The 13,544-nt window shown below is 68.6% G+C and carries 13 protein-coding genes; 5 read left to right on the forward strand and 8 right to left on the reverse strand.

All coding sequences use genetic code 11. The annotated features are described in order from the left end of the window. The first annotated feature begins 115 nt into the window (after positions 1 to 115). Both J2X34_RS10045 and J2X34_RS10050 read left to right on the forward strand, forming a co-directional pair. Positions 116 to 376 (forward strand): hypothetical protein, encoded by a 261-nt coding sequence (locus J2X34_RS10045; RefSeq protein ID WP_147283551.1) that lies wholly within the window; start codon positions 116 to 118, stop codon positions 374 to 376. 116 nt (positions 377 to 492) lie between these two features. Continuing rightward, entirely contained in the window at positions 493 to 891 is a 399-nt protein-coding gene (locus J2X34_RS10050; RefSeq protein WP_429516930.1) for a hypothetical protein, read from the forward strand. 31 nt (positions 892 to 922) lie between these two features. On the opposite strand, the gene J2X34_RS10055 is transcribed toward J2X34_RS10050, so the two are convergent. From J2X34_RS10055 to J2X34_RS10085, 7 genes are all read right to left on the reverse strand, one after another. After that, on the reverse strand, positions 923 to 1,711 hold the full coding sequence (locus tag J2X34_RS10055) for an SDR family NAD(P)-dependent oxidoreductase (RefSeq protein ID WP_114723157.1): 789 nt from the start codon (positions 1,709 to 1,711) through the stop codon (positions 923 to 925). A gap of 106 nt (positions 1,712 to 1,817) precedes the next feature. Next, positions 1,818 to 2,468, reverse strand: coding sequence for a PaaI family thioesterase (locus J2X34_RS10060; RefSeq protein ID WP_114723158.1), 651 nt, complete (start codon positions 2,466 to 2,468; stop codon positions 1,818 to 1,820). Beyond that, positions 2,465 to 3,337, reverse strand: a complete 873-nt coding sequence (locus tag J2X34_RS10065) for a MaoC/PaaZ C-terminal domain-containing protein (protein ID WP_114723159.1) — start codon at positions 3,335 to 3,337, stop codon at positions 2,465 to 2,467. Before J2X34_RS10065 ends, J2X34_RS10060 begins: the two co-directional genes overlap by 4 nt. A gap of 4 nt (positions 3,338 to 3,341) precedes the next feature. Beyond that, positions 3,342 to 4,547: a lipid-transfer protein gene (locus J2X34_RS10070; RefSeq protein WP_114723248.1), complete on the reverse strand. Its 1,206-nt coding sequence runs from the start codon at positions 4,545 to 4,547 to the stop codon at positions 3,342 to 3,344. A 10-nt stretch (positions 4,548 to 4,557) separates the two neighbouring features. Continuing rightward, positions 4,558 to 6,744 (reverse strand): acyl-CoA dehydrogenase, encoded by a 2,187-nt coding sequence (locus tag J2X34_RS10075; RefSeq protein WP_114723160.1) that lies wholly within the window; start codon positions 6,742 to 6,744, stop codon positions 4,558 to 4,560. Between the two features lie 41 nt (positions 6,745 to 6,785). Continuing rightward, entirely contained in the window at positions 6,786 to 7,949 is a 1,164-nt protein-coding gene (locus J2X34_RS10080; protein ID WP_429516934.1) for a steroid 3-ketoacyl-CoA thiolase, read from the reverse strand. Between the two features lie 313 nt (positions 7,950 to 8,262). Next, on the reverse strand, positions 8,263 to 8,892 hold the full coding sequence (locus J2X34_RS10085) for a TetR family transcriptional regulator (RefSeq protein ID WP_181818868.1): 630 nt from the start codon (positions 8,890 to 8,892) through the stop codon (positions 8,263 to 8,265). A 172-nt stretch (positions 8,893 to 9,064) separates the two neighbouring features. On the opposite strand from J2X34_RS10085, the gene J2X34_RS10090 reads away from it, so the two are divergent. Continuing rightward, positions 9,065 to 10,636 (forward strand): FAD-dependent oxidoreductase, encoded by a 1,572-nt coding sequence (locus J2X34_RS10090; protein WP_114723162.1) that lies wholly within the window; start codon positions 9,065 to 9,067, stop codon positions 10,634 to 10,636. A 30-nt stretch (positions 10,637 to 10,666) separates the two neighbouring features. On the opposite strand, the gene hsaA is transcribed toward J2X34_RS10090, so the two are convergent. Then, positions 10,667 to 11,833, reverse strand: a complete 1,167-nt coding sequence (hsaA, locus tag J2X34_RS10095; RefSeq protein ID WP_114723163.1) for a 3-hydroxy-9,10-secoandrosta-1,3,5(10)-triene-9,17-dione monooxygenase oxygenase subunit — start codon at positions 11,831 to 11,833, stop codon at positions 10,667 to 10,669. Between the two features lie 301 nt (positions 11,834 to 12,134). On the opposite strand from hsaA, the gene J2X34_RS10100 reads away from it, so the two are divergent. After that, complete coding sequence (locus J2X34_RS10100) at positions 12,135 to 13,295, forward strand: Rieske 2Fe-2S domain-containing protein (protein WP_429516937.1); 1,161 nt, start codon at positions 12,135 to 12,137, stop codon at positions 13,293 to 13,295. Then, a complete protein-coding gene (locus tag J2X34_RS10105; RefSeq protein ID WP_429516939.1) occupies positions 13,276 to 13,539 on the forward strand; it encodes a hypothetical protein in 264 nt (87 codons plus the stop codon). Before J2X34_RS10100 ends, J2X34_RS10105 begins: the two co-directional genes overlap by 20 nt. Positions 13,540 to 13,544 lie beyond the last annotated feature (5 nt).

Consider the following 13,544-nt stretch of genomic DNA (forward strand, 5'->3'; position numbering starts at 1 on the left):
CAGTTGCGCATTCGGTACAGCAGCAGCGCGCCACTCCGCCGCCGACGGCTGCGGACTTCGTTCGAAGCCCGTCGGCGATTTATCCCTTCGTCAGGTACCAAGATCCGCAGCGGCAGTGGCACGACTTGATGGCATCGTACGGGCGGGCGTCGCTGCATGCTTTGATCTTTTGGCTCCATTCTCGGTCAGGCTCTGCCCCACGCATGAGTGCGGACTCAGCGGAATCGCGGTCGACTACGCGCCCACCTTCATCGGCCCGACACTGCAAGTCGGTACCGCCGGGATCCTGCCCGGCAGCACCGTCATCGAGACGAAAGGTGCCGTCGCGGCGATTCTCCAACTGCTCGGTACCGACACAGGAAGCCTGGGCAGCTGAGGCCCGCGAACGATTCCCGCACAACAAACAACCGGAACGAATCCGTCCGTTCTCACCACCGGCAGCCCTCTCATCGTGTTCTATACGTCCAAACATCGACAGAAGGAGCTCGGAACATGGTGGTGCAGGACCTGACGACACGGCAGTCCACGACGAACCGGTCGCGCGTGCGGACAGTACTCGGGTCCGTCGTGGTGGCCGCGGGAACGGCGACGCTGATCGCTTTCGCCCCGGGCACTGCCGGCGCTACCCCGCTGCTGCCCGAGCCGACCCCGATCGGCTCGCTCGGGAGCGCCTTCATCGACCTGTCCGGCGGGATGCAAACGCTTCTCGGGCAGTTCGGCGGCGACACCGGGAGCCTGGGAAGCGTGCGCATCGGAGGCCAGCCCACCACCGGCAGCCTCGGCAGCTCCACCGGCAGCCTCGGCAGCACATCCACCGGCAGCCTGGGCAGCTCCGCGACCGGCAGCTTCGGCAGTTCCTTCGGCAGCGTGGTCGACTCCCCCTTCAACTGATCGGGGGGAGCCGTCGCGGGACGCCGCGCGGTCAGTCCACCTCCGGTGCCCACTGGACACCGTTGATGTGGCCACCGCCGTCGACGAACAGCGTGTTGCCGGTGACGTAGCGTGAGTCGTCACTCGCGAGGAAGGTGGCGACCGGCCCGATGTCGTCGAGGGGGTCGCCGATGCGGCCCATCGGGTTGGCCGACGCCATCGACGCCGCCATCTGCGGATTGGCCTCCGCGACCCGGCGGTACGCCTCGCTCTGTGCACCCGGACAGATCACGTTGCAGCACACCTGCTTCGGCGCCCATTCCCGGGCGGCGGTGCGGGTGAGGCTGCGCAGGCCCTCCTTGGCGGCGTTGTAGTGCACCGAGTACATGTGCGCGTTCACGCCGTTGAGGCTCGCCAGGTTGATGACTCGGCCGGTGCCGCGCTTCTCGAGCTCGGGCAGGGCGCGCTGCATCGCCCAGAACGCGGCCATCACGGCCATGTCGAACCCACCGCGCAACTGCTCGTCCGTCATGTTCTCGAACCGCGCGAAGCCCGTACTGCGCCAAGCATTGTTGACGAGGATGTCGAGTCGGCCGAACTGCGCGACGGCGCCGTCGACCATCGCGTGCACCTGATTCTTGTCGGTGATGTCGGTGCGCTGGAACTCGGCCTTGACGCCCCACTCCTCGCGGAGCCACTGCGCGGTCGATTCACCTGCGGCCTCGTCGATCTCGGCGACCAGCACGTTCGCGCCCTCGCGGGCGAACGCACCCGCGATGCCGCGGCCGATACCCATACCCGCGCCGGTGACGATCGCGGTCCTACCTTCGAGCTTTCCCATACCAGTTCTCCTCAAAGAAGCGCCCGCGACCGAACCGCATCCCGGCCGAATGTCACATACGCTCAGTCCAACTGAACGTATGTGACATTCGGCCAAGGAAGGGGAATCAACGCGGACGCGGGACCGATGCGTCGATGAACAGCCCCTGCACCGAGACGCACACGTCGCCGGCGGCGTTCTTGATGTCGCCGACCGTGTGGATCTTGCGGCCCTCCACCGACTCCTGCCTGCCGGTGATGGTCAACTCCTCGAACAGCGGCGTCGGACGGTGGTAGCGCACGTTGAGCTGCGCGGTCATGCCTGCCTGGCCACCCCACGCGTTCGCGACACCGAGCACGTGGTCGAGAAGCAGCGCCGAGACGCCGCCGTGCACGCACCCGGGAGGACCCTGGTACGGCAGGTTCAGCGTGACGACACCCTGGACCGAGCCGTCGTCGAGTCCCTCGAGCACGAGCGGCGGTGCGATCGCGTTCTCCGGACCGGTGATCGGGTCGTGCCGGGTGACGCCCTCACCGCTCCACATGTCGACCATCCGCTCGGCCACCTCGGGAGCGTGCTCCTCGAGATGATCGGCGATGCTGTTCAGTTCCTCCGCGACACGATCCAGATTCGCGTTGCCCCGATCGGTCCGCAGCATCGCGTCGATCACGCGACGGGCCGCGGCGGTCGCACGGTCCACCGGCGCATCCTGCGGCGCCGACGTCAGCACGGTGCCGTGCGGGTGGGTGTGGGTGGTGGGATGGTCCCCGGTCTTCACGAACGAACCTCCATGGTCGCGTGGGTCAGCACCGGCTGGCCCTCGCGCTCGGGACACGCGGCGAGCAGTGTCAGTGTGTCCCCGTCCTGCCAGACGGAGGTCTCGATCGTCTCACCCGGGTAGATCGAGCCGGCGAACCGGACCGAGAAGCTCTGCACCCGAGCCGGATCGCCACCGAGAACGCCGTCCACGACGGCCTTGCAGACGACGCCGTACGACGCGAGTCCGTGCAGGATGGGGCGGTCGAAGCCGGCCATCTGCGCGAACGCCGGGTCGGCGTGCAACGGGTTCATGTCGGCGCTGAGCCGGTACACGAGGGCCTGCTGCGTGCTGGTCGGCGAGACCAGCACCTTGTCGGCCTCGCGCTCGGGAACCGCGGTGGTGACCTCGGGTCCGGCATCGCCGCCGAATCCGCCCTCACCGCGGGCCCAGATCTGCATTCCCGTGGTCCACAACGGGTTTCCGTCGAGATCGGTGGCCGACTGCTCGAGCACGATGACCGCGGCCTTGCCCTTGTCCCACACGTCGGCGACGCGCGAGGAGATGCGCGCCGAGCCCGACGTGGGGATGGGAGCGTGCAGCGTCAGCGACTGGCCGCCGTGCAGGATCTTGCGCAGGTCGATGTCGATGCCGGGCATGTTCATCCCGGCCGGCTTCAGGGTGCCGGCCGAGACGCCCTGGCCCGCGACCATCGCGAACGTCGGCAGAACCCGCAGGCCCTTCTCGTACACCCAGCCGAGCTCGGCCGGATCGAGCGAGTTCACCCCGGCACCGAGGCCCAGGTGGTACAGCAGGACGTCACGCTCGGTCCAATTGGCCTCGCGCACCGTCGGTTCGGCCGACAGTGCGGCCTTGACGTCGATCGGCATAGTGTTACGACTCCTTCGAGATGGTCCCGGCCCGGTACAGCGTGACCACGCACGCACCACCGAGGCCGAGGTTGTGCTGCAGACCCACGCGGGCACCGTCGACCTGGCGGGCGTCGGCCTTGCCGCGCAGCTGCCAGGTCAGCTCGGCGCACTGCGCCAGGCCGGTCGCACCGAGCGGATGGCCCTTCGAGATGAGACCGCCGGACGGGTTGACGACCCACCGGCCGCCGTACGTGGTGGCACCGGACTCGACGAGCTTGCCGCCCTCGCCCGCACCGCACAGGCCGAGGCCCTCGTACGTGATGATCTCGTTGATCGCGAAGCAGTCGTGCAACTCGATGACGTCGACGTCCCCGATCGTGAGACCGGACTCGGCGAACACCTGCTCGGCCGCGGCCCGCGTCATCGGGGCACCGACGACGTCGATCATCGACTGGTCGGCGAACGCCTCGGCGGTGTCCGTGGTGAGGGCCTGCGCGACGATCTCGATCGCCTGGTCCTCGAGGCCGTGCTCGCGGACGAACCGCTCGCTGACGACGATCGCGGCGCCCGCGCCGTCCGAGGTGGGTGAGCACTGCGAACGGGTGAGCGGCGCGTGGATCATCTTGTCGTCCAACACCTGCTGCAGCGTGTACTCGTCACGGAACTGCGCGTAGGGGTTGTTCACCGAGTGCTTGTGGTTCTTGACCGCGACGGACGCGATCTGCTCGACCGTGGTGCCGTAGCGCTCCATGTGCTCGAGCGCGGCGTTGCCGAACAGCTGGGCCGTCATGGGGCCGCGACCCCACTCGTGCTTGGCCGTCATCACCTTCAGGTGGTCGTCGAGCGTGGAGACCTTGGGCATCTCACCGGTGCCGGTGAGCGCGGTCTTGGTCATCTTCTCGAAGCCCACCGCGAGTGCGACGTCGACGATGCCGCCCTGCACCCACTCGCGCGCCATCATCAGCGCCGACGAACCGGTGGCGCAGTTGTTGTTGACGTTGACGATCGGGATGCCGGTCAGACCCGTCTCGTAGAGCGCGCGCTGGCCGGCGGCCGACGGCTGGAAGACGTAGCCGACCGCGGCGCGCTGCACCTGGTCGTACGAGATCCCGGCGTCTGCGAGCGCGGTACCCACGGCCTCGGAGACCATGTCCGGGTACTCCCAGTCCCGAGACTCGATCTTCTCGAACTTGGTCATGCCGACGCCGACGACGAAGGTGCGATTCATGCTGTGCAACTCACTTTCCGGGCTCGGGGTCACGCGGGAGCCCGAGGATCCGCTCGCCGATGATGTTCAGCTGAACATTGGTGGTACCACCTGCGATCGACATGCACTGCGAATTGAGGAACATCTGCGTTGCCGAACGGCGATGCTGATCCCCGAGCAGCGAGCGCGGGCCGGCCCAGTCCATCGCGACCTCCCACACCTGCTGGATGTGTTCGACACCGAGGAGCTTGGCGATCGAGGACTCCGCGCCGGGCTGCGCGCCGGTGAGCGAGCGGAGCGTGGTCCGCAGACCCATCAGCCCACCCGACTGCGCGTCGCACAGCACCTTTCCGAGCACCGTCAGCTGCTCGTCGTCGAGCCCGCCGGGAAGTTCGGCCGCCAGGTCGAGCAGTGCCTCGCCACCCGAACCGAGGGACGAGTCGTGCGACAGCGAGACGCGTTCGTTGGCGAGGGTGGTGCGGGCCAGCTTCCAACCGTCTCCCGGCTCGCCGACCAGGCACTCGTCGGGCACGAACACGTCGTCGAGGAACACCTCGTTGAACAGCGCCTCGCCGGTGATCTCACGCAGTGGACGGATGTCGAGGCCGCTGTTCTTGATGTCGATCAGGAAGTACGACAGACCCTTGTGCTTGGCGACGTCACCGTCGGTGCGCGCCAGGCAGATTCCCCAGTCCGCTTCGCGGGCCATGGACGTCCACACCTTCTGGCCCTGCAACTTCCAACCACCGTCGACCTTGGTGGCCTTCGTGGACAGACCCGCCAGGTCGGAGCCGGCACCGGGCTCGGAGAACAGCTGGCACCACACGATGTCGCCGCGCAGCGACTGCGGCACGAAGCGCTCGATCTGCTCGGAGTTGCCGTGCGCGATCAGCGTGGGGATGACCCAGTTGCCGATGATCATGTCGTGCGGAACGAGCTCCGTGCTGCGCAGCTCTTCGGCAATGACCAACTGGGTCACGGCGTCGGCGCCCTTGCCCCACGGAGCGGGCAGGTGCGGCGAGGTGTAGCCGCGCTCGGCCAGGTACGCCTTCTGCTCGGCTCCCGCGAGCTCGAGGGCGGGATTCAGCTCGGCCCGGACGTCGGCGCGGATCTGCTCCGCCTCCGGCGGCAGGTCGATGCTCAGCACACGGCGGGCACCCTCGAGCGTGAGGTTCGCGACCCGGCGCTTCCAGGAAGCGGTGGAGCCCAGCAGGATCCGCAGCGACTGCGCGCGACGCATGTACAGGTGCGCGTCGTGCTCCCACGTGAACCCGATGCCGCCGAGGACCTGGATGCAGTCCTTGGTGACCTGGAACGCGGACTCGAGGGCGACCGATGCGGCCACCGCGACGGCCAGCGACGCCTCCGCCGACGGGACGTCCTCGCCCAGCGCGCGGGCGGCGTCCCACGCGGTGACGCGGGCCTGCTCGGTGAGGCTGAACATGCGGGCGGCCTTGTGCTTGACACCCTGGAACTGGCCGATGACGCGGCCGAACTGCTGCCGCACGCGGGCGTAGTCGGCTGCCGTCGTGGTGGCCCAGTCGGCGAGACCCGCGGCCTCGGCGGAGAACAGCGTCGCCGCGATGTCGAGCACGCGCTGCGAATCGAGTTCCAGCACATCGCCGTCGGCCAGCTCGAGACCGTCGACGACGACCTCGGCGTTGCGCCGCACGACGTCGTGGCTCGGCAGTTCGGTGACGTCGAGGCGACCGCGCTCGACCACCACGAACGCGAGCTCACCGGAAGCGTCCGCCGCCAGCAGGAACAGGTCGCCCACCTGGCCGCCGAGGATGTAGCTCGACGTGCCCGACAGCGTCGCCTTGCCAGCCTCGCGCACCAGCTTCAGCCCGCCGGGCTGCAGCGAAACGGCACCGAACAGGGTGCCGTCTGCCAGACCGGGCAGCTCGGCCGTGCGGCCGGCCTCGTTCAGCACCGTCGACACGACCGCGGTCGACAGGAACGGACCGGGCACCATCGAGCGTCCGAGTTCCTCGGTGACGATGGCGAGTTCGACCAGACCGTAGCCGGCGCCGCCGACCTCCTCCGGCAGGTGCAGGCCCAGCATGCCCAGCTCGGCCAGCGAGCCCCAGTACGCGGGACGCGTCTCTGCCTTGGCCTCGACGGCCTCCCGGATCACCGTCGGCGTCGCGTGGCGCGCGGCCCAGCCACGCACGGAATCGCGGAGTTCGCGGTCTTCGTCACTCAATCCAATGGTCATCGAATATTCCTCGGAAGTAGAAGCAGCTCTAGGGAAACGGGTCAGATGCGCTCGATGACGGTGGCGGTCGACAGCGCACCGCCCGCGCACATCGTGATCAGGGCCGTCGAACGGTCCGAGCGCTCGAGCTCGTGCAGCGCCGTGGTGATCAGGCGCGAGCCGGTGGACCCGACGGGGTGGCCGAGCGCGATCGCGCCGCCGTTGACGTTGACCTTGCTCATGTCGGCCTCGAGGACCTGCGCCCACGACAGCACGACGGCCGCGAAGGCCTCGTTGATCTCGACGATGTCGATGTCGCCCAACGACATTCCGGCCTTGGCCAGCACGTGGCGGGTGGCGTCGATCGGTCCGTCGAGGTGGTAGTACGGGTCGGAGCCGACCATGCCGGACGAGACGATCCGCGCACGCGGACGCAGCCCCAGCGCGGCGGCCTTCTCCTCGCTCATCAGCATCACGGCGGCGGCACCGTCGCTGATCTGCGACGACGAACCGGCGGTGTGGATGCCACCGTCCATGACCGGCTCGAGTGCGGCGAGGCCCTCGGCGTTGGTCTCCCGCAGGCCGCCGTCGCGGGAGACGGTCGCGATCTCGCCGGTGGGCTCGCCCTCCTTGGTCACGACCGGAGCCTCGACGGGCACGATCTCGCGATCGAACCGGCCCTCGGCCCACGCCTGCGCGGCGCGGCGCTGCGACTCGAGGCCGAAGGCGTCGGTGTCGCCACGCTTCAGGCCGCGGTGGGCGGCGATGCGCTCGGCGGAGGTGAACTGGTCGCCGAGGTCGACGGTCCAGTCGTCCGGGTACGGAATGCCGGTGCCGGGCGCGAGCGCCTGGCCGAGGAAGACGCGGCTCATGGACTCGACACCGCACGCGATGCCGGCGTCGATCTGACCGGATGCGATGAGGCCCGCCACCATGTGCACGGCCTGCTGCGACGACCCGCACGCGCAGTCGATCGTGGTGGCTGCGGTGGTGTACGGCAGTCCCGCGTGCAGCCAGGCGTTGCGGGCGACGTTGTTGGACTGCTCGCCGGCCTGCGTCACGACGCCACCGACGATCTGGCCGATCTCCTCGGGCGCGACCCCGGTCCTGTCCAGCACCGCGCGCTGCGCGGCGCCGAGCAGCGTCGTGGGATGCAGGCCGGCCAGCGCGCCACGGCGGCGGCCGATCGGAGTACGGGCGGCCTCGACGATGACGACGTTGGTCATGGACAACTCCTCGACAGATCTGTGCAGTAAGGACGGGTCACCGAACCCTCCATCGGGAACTGCAACTCGTTCATTTTTGGAATGTATTCTACTTTCGTTCCGAGGGCAATGGATCCGACGAATCGGATCGAGCGGACGCCGAGGTTCGCGGCCGGCGCCGCATACAGTGCAAAGAGTGAACTATTGAGAATCGCCGAACGAGTCGTCGGCGAGGGTGCCCGCGGCACGCGTCATCGACACGGCGATCGACCGGGACCGATCGAACTAGAATTCATTTCAGTTCTTGCCTGCCGCCCAGGTGGCGGGCGGCCGGTCAGCCGCCCGCAGGCACCTGCGCGTTGGACAGGTCGGCCAGCAACAGGCGGCACGCGATTCGCAGGTCGGCTTCGGCGTCCGGGACGGAGACCCGCCCGTTGAGGCACGACTGGATGATGCCGAACCACGCCGACACCAGCACGCGGACGAGGACCGAATCGCTCTCCGTCACCTGCTCGAGCCCGGCGGCGTCGAACAGCACGTCGCGGAACAGCCGGTCCACCCGAGCGACGTCGGGAATCGCCGTCACCTTGGCGGTACTCGTCGACTGGATCATCGCGTTCGCGAGCAACGGCCGGCGCAGTAGCGCGCGGGTGGCCCGCAGCAGGGTCTCGAAGATCTCGTCCTGCGGGGTGGCGGCCGGATGCGCCCGGCGCGCGAAGCCCTCGCTCATCTGGTCGATCTGGTCGACCATCACCGCGACGAACAGGTGCGTCTTCGACGGGAAGTAGCGGTACAGGGTGCCGATGGCGACGCCGGCGAGCTTGGCGACCTCGTGCATCTGGACGCGCTCGAGATCCTTCTCGGTGCCCAGCTGCGCCGCCGCGTCGAGCATGCGCGCGAACCGTGCCCGCTGCTCGGCCGAACTCGGTTCGGCTGCGTCCCGCGCCTCGGCGACTCTCGGCACAGTCGACCCCCTACTTGCTCGTCCGTGCATCGCAGGGTGCGACACACACTGGAATGCTCCCACCCGGCATCGGAACAGTCGATGCTTCCGCTGAGTGGGAGTCACGCTGTCCCCCGGTGGGCACCTGCGATTGCGTTCAACATCGAACCCGAAATCGATGGAGGATACAACCATGCAGGATTGGACAACCGAGTGCGACGTGGTCGTGATCGGCTCCGGTGGCGGCGCCCTGACCGGCGCGTACACCGCTGCATCGCAGGGGCTGAGCACGATCGTTCTGGAGAAGACCGACCTCTTCGGCGGCACCTCCTCGTACTCCGGAGCCTCCATCTGGCTGCCCGGAACGCAGGTCCAGGAGCGCGCCGGCCTGCAGGACTCGACCGAGAACGCCCGCACCTACCTGCGGAACCTGCTCGGCGACACCGAGAGCGTGCGGCAGGACGCGTACGTCGACACCGCACCCGTCGTCGTGGCACTGCTCGAGAAGGACCCGAACATCGAGTTCGAGTACCGCGCCTTCCCGGACTACTACAAGGCCGAGGGTCGGATGGACTCCGGCCGCTCGATCAACCCGCTCGACCTGGACCCCGCCGACATCGGTGACCTCGCCGGCAAGATCCGCCCCGAGCTGGACCAGGACCGTACCGGCCAGGGTCACGCGCCCGGCAAGCTCATCGGCGGTCGCGCGCTGATCGGTCGCCTGCTCGCCGCCGTGCAGGGCACCGGCAACGCCGAGCTGCGCACCGGCACCGCCCTCACCGAACTGGTGGTCGAGGACGGCCGCGTCGTCGGCGTCGTCGCCGAGGCGAACGGCGAGCAGATCCGCATCAAGGCCAACCGCGGCGTGCTGCTGGCGGCCGGTGGCATCGAGGGCAACGCCGAGATGCGCGAGCAGGCCGGTACCCCCGGCAAGGCGGACTGGAGCATGGGCCCGTTCGGCGCCAACACCGGCACCGCGATCGCCGCGGGTGTCGCGGTCGGCGGCGCCACCGCGCTGCTGGATCAGGCGTGGTTCTGCCCCGGCGTCGCGCAGCCCGACCGCTCGGCGGCATTCATGGTCGGCGTGCGCGGCGGCCTCCTCGTCGACGCACAGGGCCGGCGCTACCTGAACGAGTCGCTGCCCTACGACCAGTTCGGTCGCGGGATGGACGCGCACGACAAGGCGACCACCGCGGCGAGCCGCGAAGATGGCGGGGCCGGCAGTTGCGCCATCCCGTCGTACCTGATCTTCGACTCCCGCGAGGGCGGCGGGCTGCCCGCGATCTGCATCCCGAACACCGCGCCCGCGAAGCACCTCGAGGCCGGCACCTGGGCGTCGTCGGACACGCTCGAGGGCCTGGCCGAGAAGACCGGCATCCCCGCGGACGCCCTGCGCGCCACCGTCGAGCAGTTCAACGACTACGCCAAGCACGGCGTCGACGAGCAGTTCCACCGCGGCGAGGACCCCTACGATGCGTTCTTCTGCCCGCCCAACGGTGGCCCCAACAACGCTCTGACGGCGATCGAGAGCGGCCCGTTCTACGCGGCGAAGATCGTGCTGAGCGACCTCGGCACCAAGGGCGGTCTGGTCACCGATGCCGACGCCCGCGTCCTCACCGCCGACGGCACCCCCGTCGAGGGCCTGTACGCGGCCGGCAACACCGGCGCCTCGGTCAGTGGCGCGTTCTACCCGGGTCCGGGCGTGCCGCTCGGTACCGCGATGGTGTTCTCGTACCGTGCCGTCCAGAACATGCTGGGCAACTGAACAATTCGGCCCTGAGGTGACCTGGTCCGGCTAGACCAGGTTGTCCTCGACCGGCAATCCGAACGCGCCCCTGCCGTACATGGCGAGGGCGCGTTCGGCGTCGTTGGCCACGTGCACGCTGCCGGCGTGGGCGTCGCGCCACGCGCGCTCGATCGGATTGCCCCGGGTCAGCGAGTTGCCGCCGGCGGTCTTGAACAGCAGGTCGATCGCCTCGAGGGCCCGCTCGGTGCCGCGGACCTGATCGCGCCGGACCCGCAGCCGCATGCTCATCGGCAGCGGCTCCCCCGCCTCCGCGAGCTCGAGCAGTTCGCGGATGTTGCGGTCCATCTGCAGGATCGCCGCGTCGATCTCCGACGATGCCCGGGCGACCGCGACCTGAGCGAACTGGTCCTCGGCGAACCGTCCGCCGCCGAGGCTCAGGCGGACCCGGTCGCGCATCGCCGACAGGTAGGTCTCGTAGCACCCCGCGACGGTGCCGATCACCGGCGCGGCGACCGTGCTGGTGAAGATCGCCGCGAACGGGAGCTTGAACAGCGGCGCCGCGTTGACCTTGTGGCCGGGGGCACGCAGCTGCGCGGCCTCGTAGTTGCGCAGCGTCCGGTGCTCGGGCACGAACGCCCTCTCCACCGTGATCTCGTTACTCGCGGTTCCGCGCAGGCCGACGACGTCCCACACGTCCTTGATCCGGTAGTCGGTCCGCGGCACCACGACGGTCATGAAGTCGACGGGCCGCCCCTCGGCACCGACGACCAACGCGCCCAGCAGCGCCCACGACGCGTGGTCGCAGCCCGACGAGAACCGCCAGCTCCCCGACAGCTCGTAGCCGCCTTCCACCGGAATCAGTTCCCCGACCGGCGCATACGCCGACGACACGAGCGTGGTGCTGTCCTGACCCCACACCTCGTCCTGGACGCGGACGTCGAACAGGCCCAGATGCCACGGGTGCACCCCCAGCACCGACGTCACCCACCCGGTGGACCCGCACACCCCGGAGATGGCCCGCACCACTTCGTAGAACTCGACCGGGCTGCACTCGGTTCCGCCGTAGCGGGCCGGCTGCAGCATCCGGAAGACGCCGGCGGCCGTCAGGTCGCGGATCGACTGGTCGGACACGCGGCGCGATTCGTCGACAGTCTGTGCGCGCTCGGCGATGGCGGGCAGCAACTCGCGAACCGACCGCAGAACCTCGTGGGCCATGGGGTGCTCCTCGACGACCCCGGGCGGGGTCGGATGTCGGGACAGGGGGTACCCGCATGGTAGGGCGAGATTCCTCTTGTCCGTTTCGCGGGAGTCTCCATTGGGGTTCCGGCGGCCTCGAGACTTCCGGTCCGGACGGTCCCGCCCAGTGGGACTCCCGGATGCCGGGTGATCCGTCTCACCTAGCGTGACCCTCAATGCCACAGGTGCATCCTCCGCCAGGAACCGATGCCCCGCGGCCAGCGCTCGATTTTCGAACGCGTCTGAACTCGAATTGCATTTCCCTGAAAGGACGGACGAAGTGACCCTCAATCAGTCCGAAGAAGCCGAAGTCCGCGAGATCGTCGCCGGTGCCGCCCCCACGCGCTTCGCCCGTGGTTGGCACTGCCTGGGCCTGTCCGAGTCGTTCAAGGACGGAAAGCCGCACTCGGTCCACGCGTTCGGCACCAAGCTGGTTGTGTTCGCCGACAGCAAGGGCGAGCTGAACATTCTCGACGCGTACTGCCGTCACATGGGTGGCGACCTGAGCCAGGGCGAGATCAAGGGCGACTCCGTGGCGTGCCCGTTCCACGACTGGCGCTGGAACGGCAAGGGCCGTTGCACCGACATTCCTTACGCTCGCCGTGTCCCCCCGGTCGCCAAGACCCGCGCGTGGCACACCCTCGACCAGGACGGCATGCTGTTCGTCTGGCACGACCCCGAGGGCAAGGCGCCGTCCGAGACGGACATGTACATCCCGCGTATCGAGGGTGCGCTCAGCGACGAGTGGTCCGACTGGGTCTGGTACACCACCGAGGTCGACACCAACTGCCGCGAGATCGTCGACAACATCGTCGACATGGCGCACTTCTTCTACGTGCACTACTCGTTCCCGACGTTCTTCAAGAACGTCTTCGAGGGACAGGTGGCGAGCCAGTTCATGCGTGGCCAGGCCCGCGAGGACATGCGTCCGCACGCGAGCGGTCAGCCGAAGATGCTGGGCAGCCGCTCCGACGCGTCGTACTTCGGTCCGTCGTTCATGATCGACGACCTGACCTACCAGTACGAGGGCTACGACGTCGACTCCGTCCTCATCAACTGCCACTACCCGGTCAGCCCCGACAAGTTCGTGCTGATGTACGGCATCATCGTCAAGAAGTCGGACCGCTTCCAGGGCGACGCCGCCGACGAGATCGCCAAGGGCTTCGGCACGTTCATCGCCAAGGGCTTCGAGCAGGACATCGAGATCTGGAAGAACAAGACCCGCATCGAGAACCCGCTCCTGTGCGAGGAGGACGGCCCGGTCTACCAGCTGCGCCGCTGGTACGACCAGTTCTACGTGGACCGCGCGGACATTCAGCCCGAGATGGTCGAGCGCTTCGAGCACGAGATGGACACCACCAAGGCCGTCGCCGCCTGGCGCAAGGAAGTCGAAGCGAACATCGAGGAGAAGGCACGCGAGAATGCAGCCGCTGGAGTGTGACCGCTGCGGGGCCTGCGTACAGGTCCAGAAGCACAGCTGGGAGCACACCGCGGTGCAGTGGAACGAGGCCGCCCAGGAGGCGTGCCAGGAGATCCACACCTGGGTGGGCCGTGAGGGCCGCCCGGGCGCACCGGTCATGCGTTGTGAGGCGTTGAGCGCGGCGATCCAGGTCGCCGCGCTCGACGGCCGCCTCGCCATCACCGACGAGTCTCCTGTCCCCACCCCGCAGGTCGCCGGCCACTGAGCCAC

This window comes from Rhodococcus sp. BE178 (assembly GCF_050433545.1).
Taxonomy (GTDB): domain Bacteria; phylum Actinomycetota; class Actinomycetes; order Mycobacteriales; family Mycobacteriaceae; genus Prescottella.

Excerpts from the sequence above, each read along its gene's own strand:
- J2X34_RS10065 (WP_114723159.1), bottom strand. The coding sequence starts at position 3,337 with ATGCCGATCGACGTCAAGGCCGCACTGTCGGCCGAACCGACGGTGCGC.
- J2X34_RS10075 (WP_114723160.1), bottom strand. The coding sequence starts at position 6,744 with ATGACCATTGGATTGAGTGACGAAGACCGCGAACTCCGCGATTCCGTG.
- J2X34_RS10105 (WP_429516939.1), top strand. The coding sequence starts at position 13,276 with ATGCAGCCGCTGGAGTGTGACCGCTGCGGGGCCTGCGTACAGGTCCAG.
- J2X34_RS10090 (WP_114723162.1), top strand. The coding sequence starts at position 9,065 with ATGCAGGATTGGACAACCGAGTGCGACGTGGTCGTGATCGGCTCCGGT.
- J2X34_RS10080 (WP_429516934.1), bottom strand. The coding sequence starts at position 7,949 with ATGACCAACGTCGTCATCGTCGAGGCCGCCCGTACTCCGATCGGCCGC.
- J2X34_RS10070 (WP_114723248.1), bottom strand. The coding sequence starts at position 4,547 with ATGAATCGCACCTTCGTCGTCGGCGTCGGCATGACCAAGTTCGAGAAG.
- J2X34_RS10050 (WP_429516930.1), top strand. The coding sequence starts at position 493 with ATGGTGGTGCAGGACCTGACGACACGGCAGTCCACGACGAACCGGTCG.
- hsaA (WP_114723163.1), bottom strand. The coding sequence starts at position 11,833 with ATGGCCCACGAGGTTCTGCGGTCGGTTCGCGAGTTGCTGCCCGCCATC.
- J2X34_RS10055 (WP_114723157.1), bottom strand. The coding sequence starts at position 1,711 with ATGGGAAAGCTCGAAGGTAGGACCGCGATCGTCACCGGCGCGGGTATG.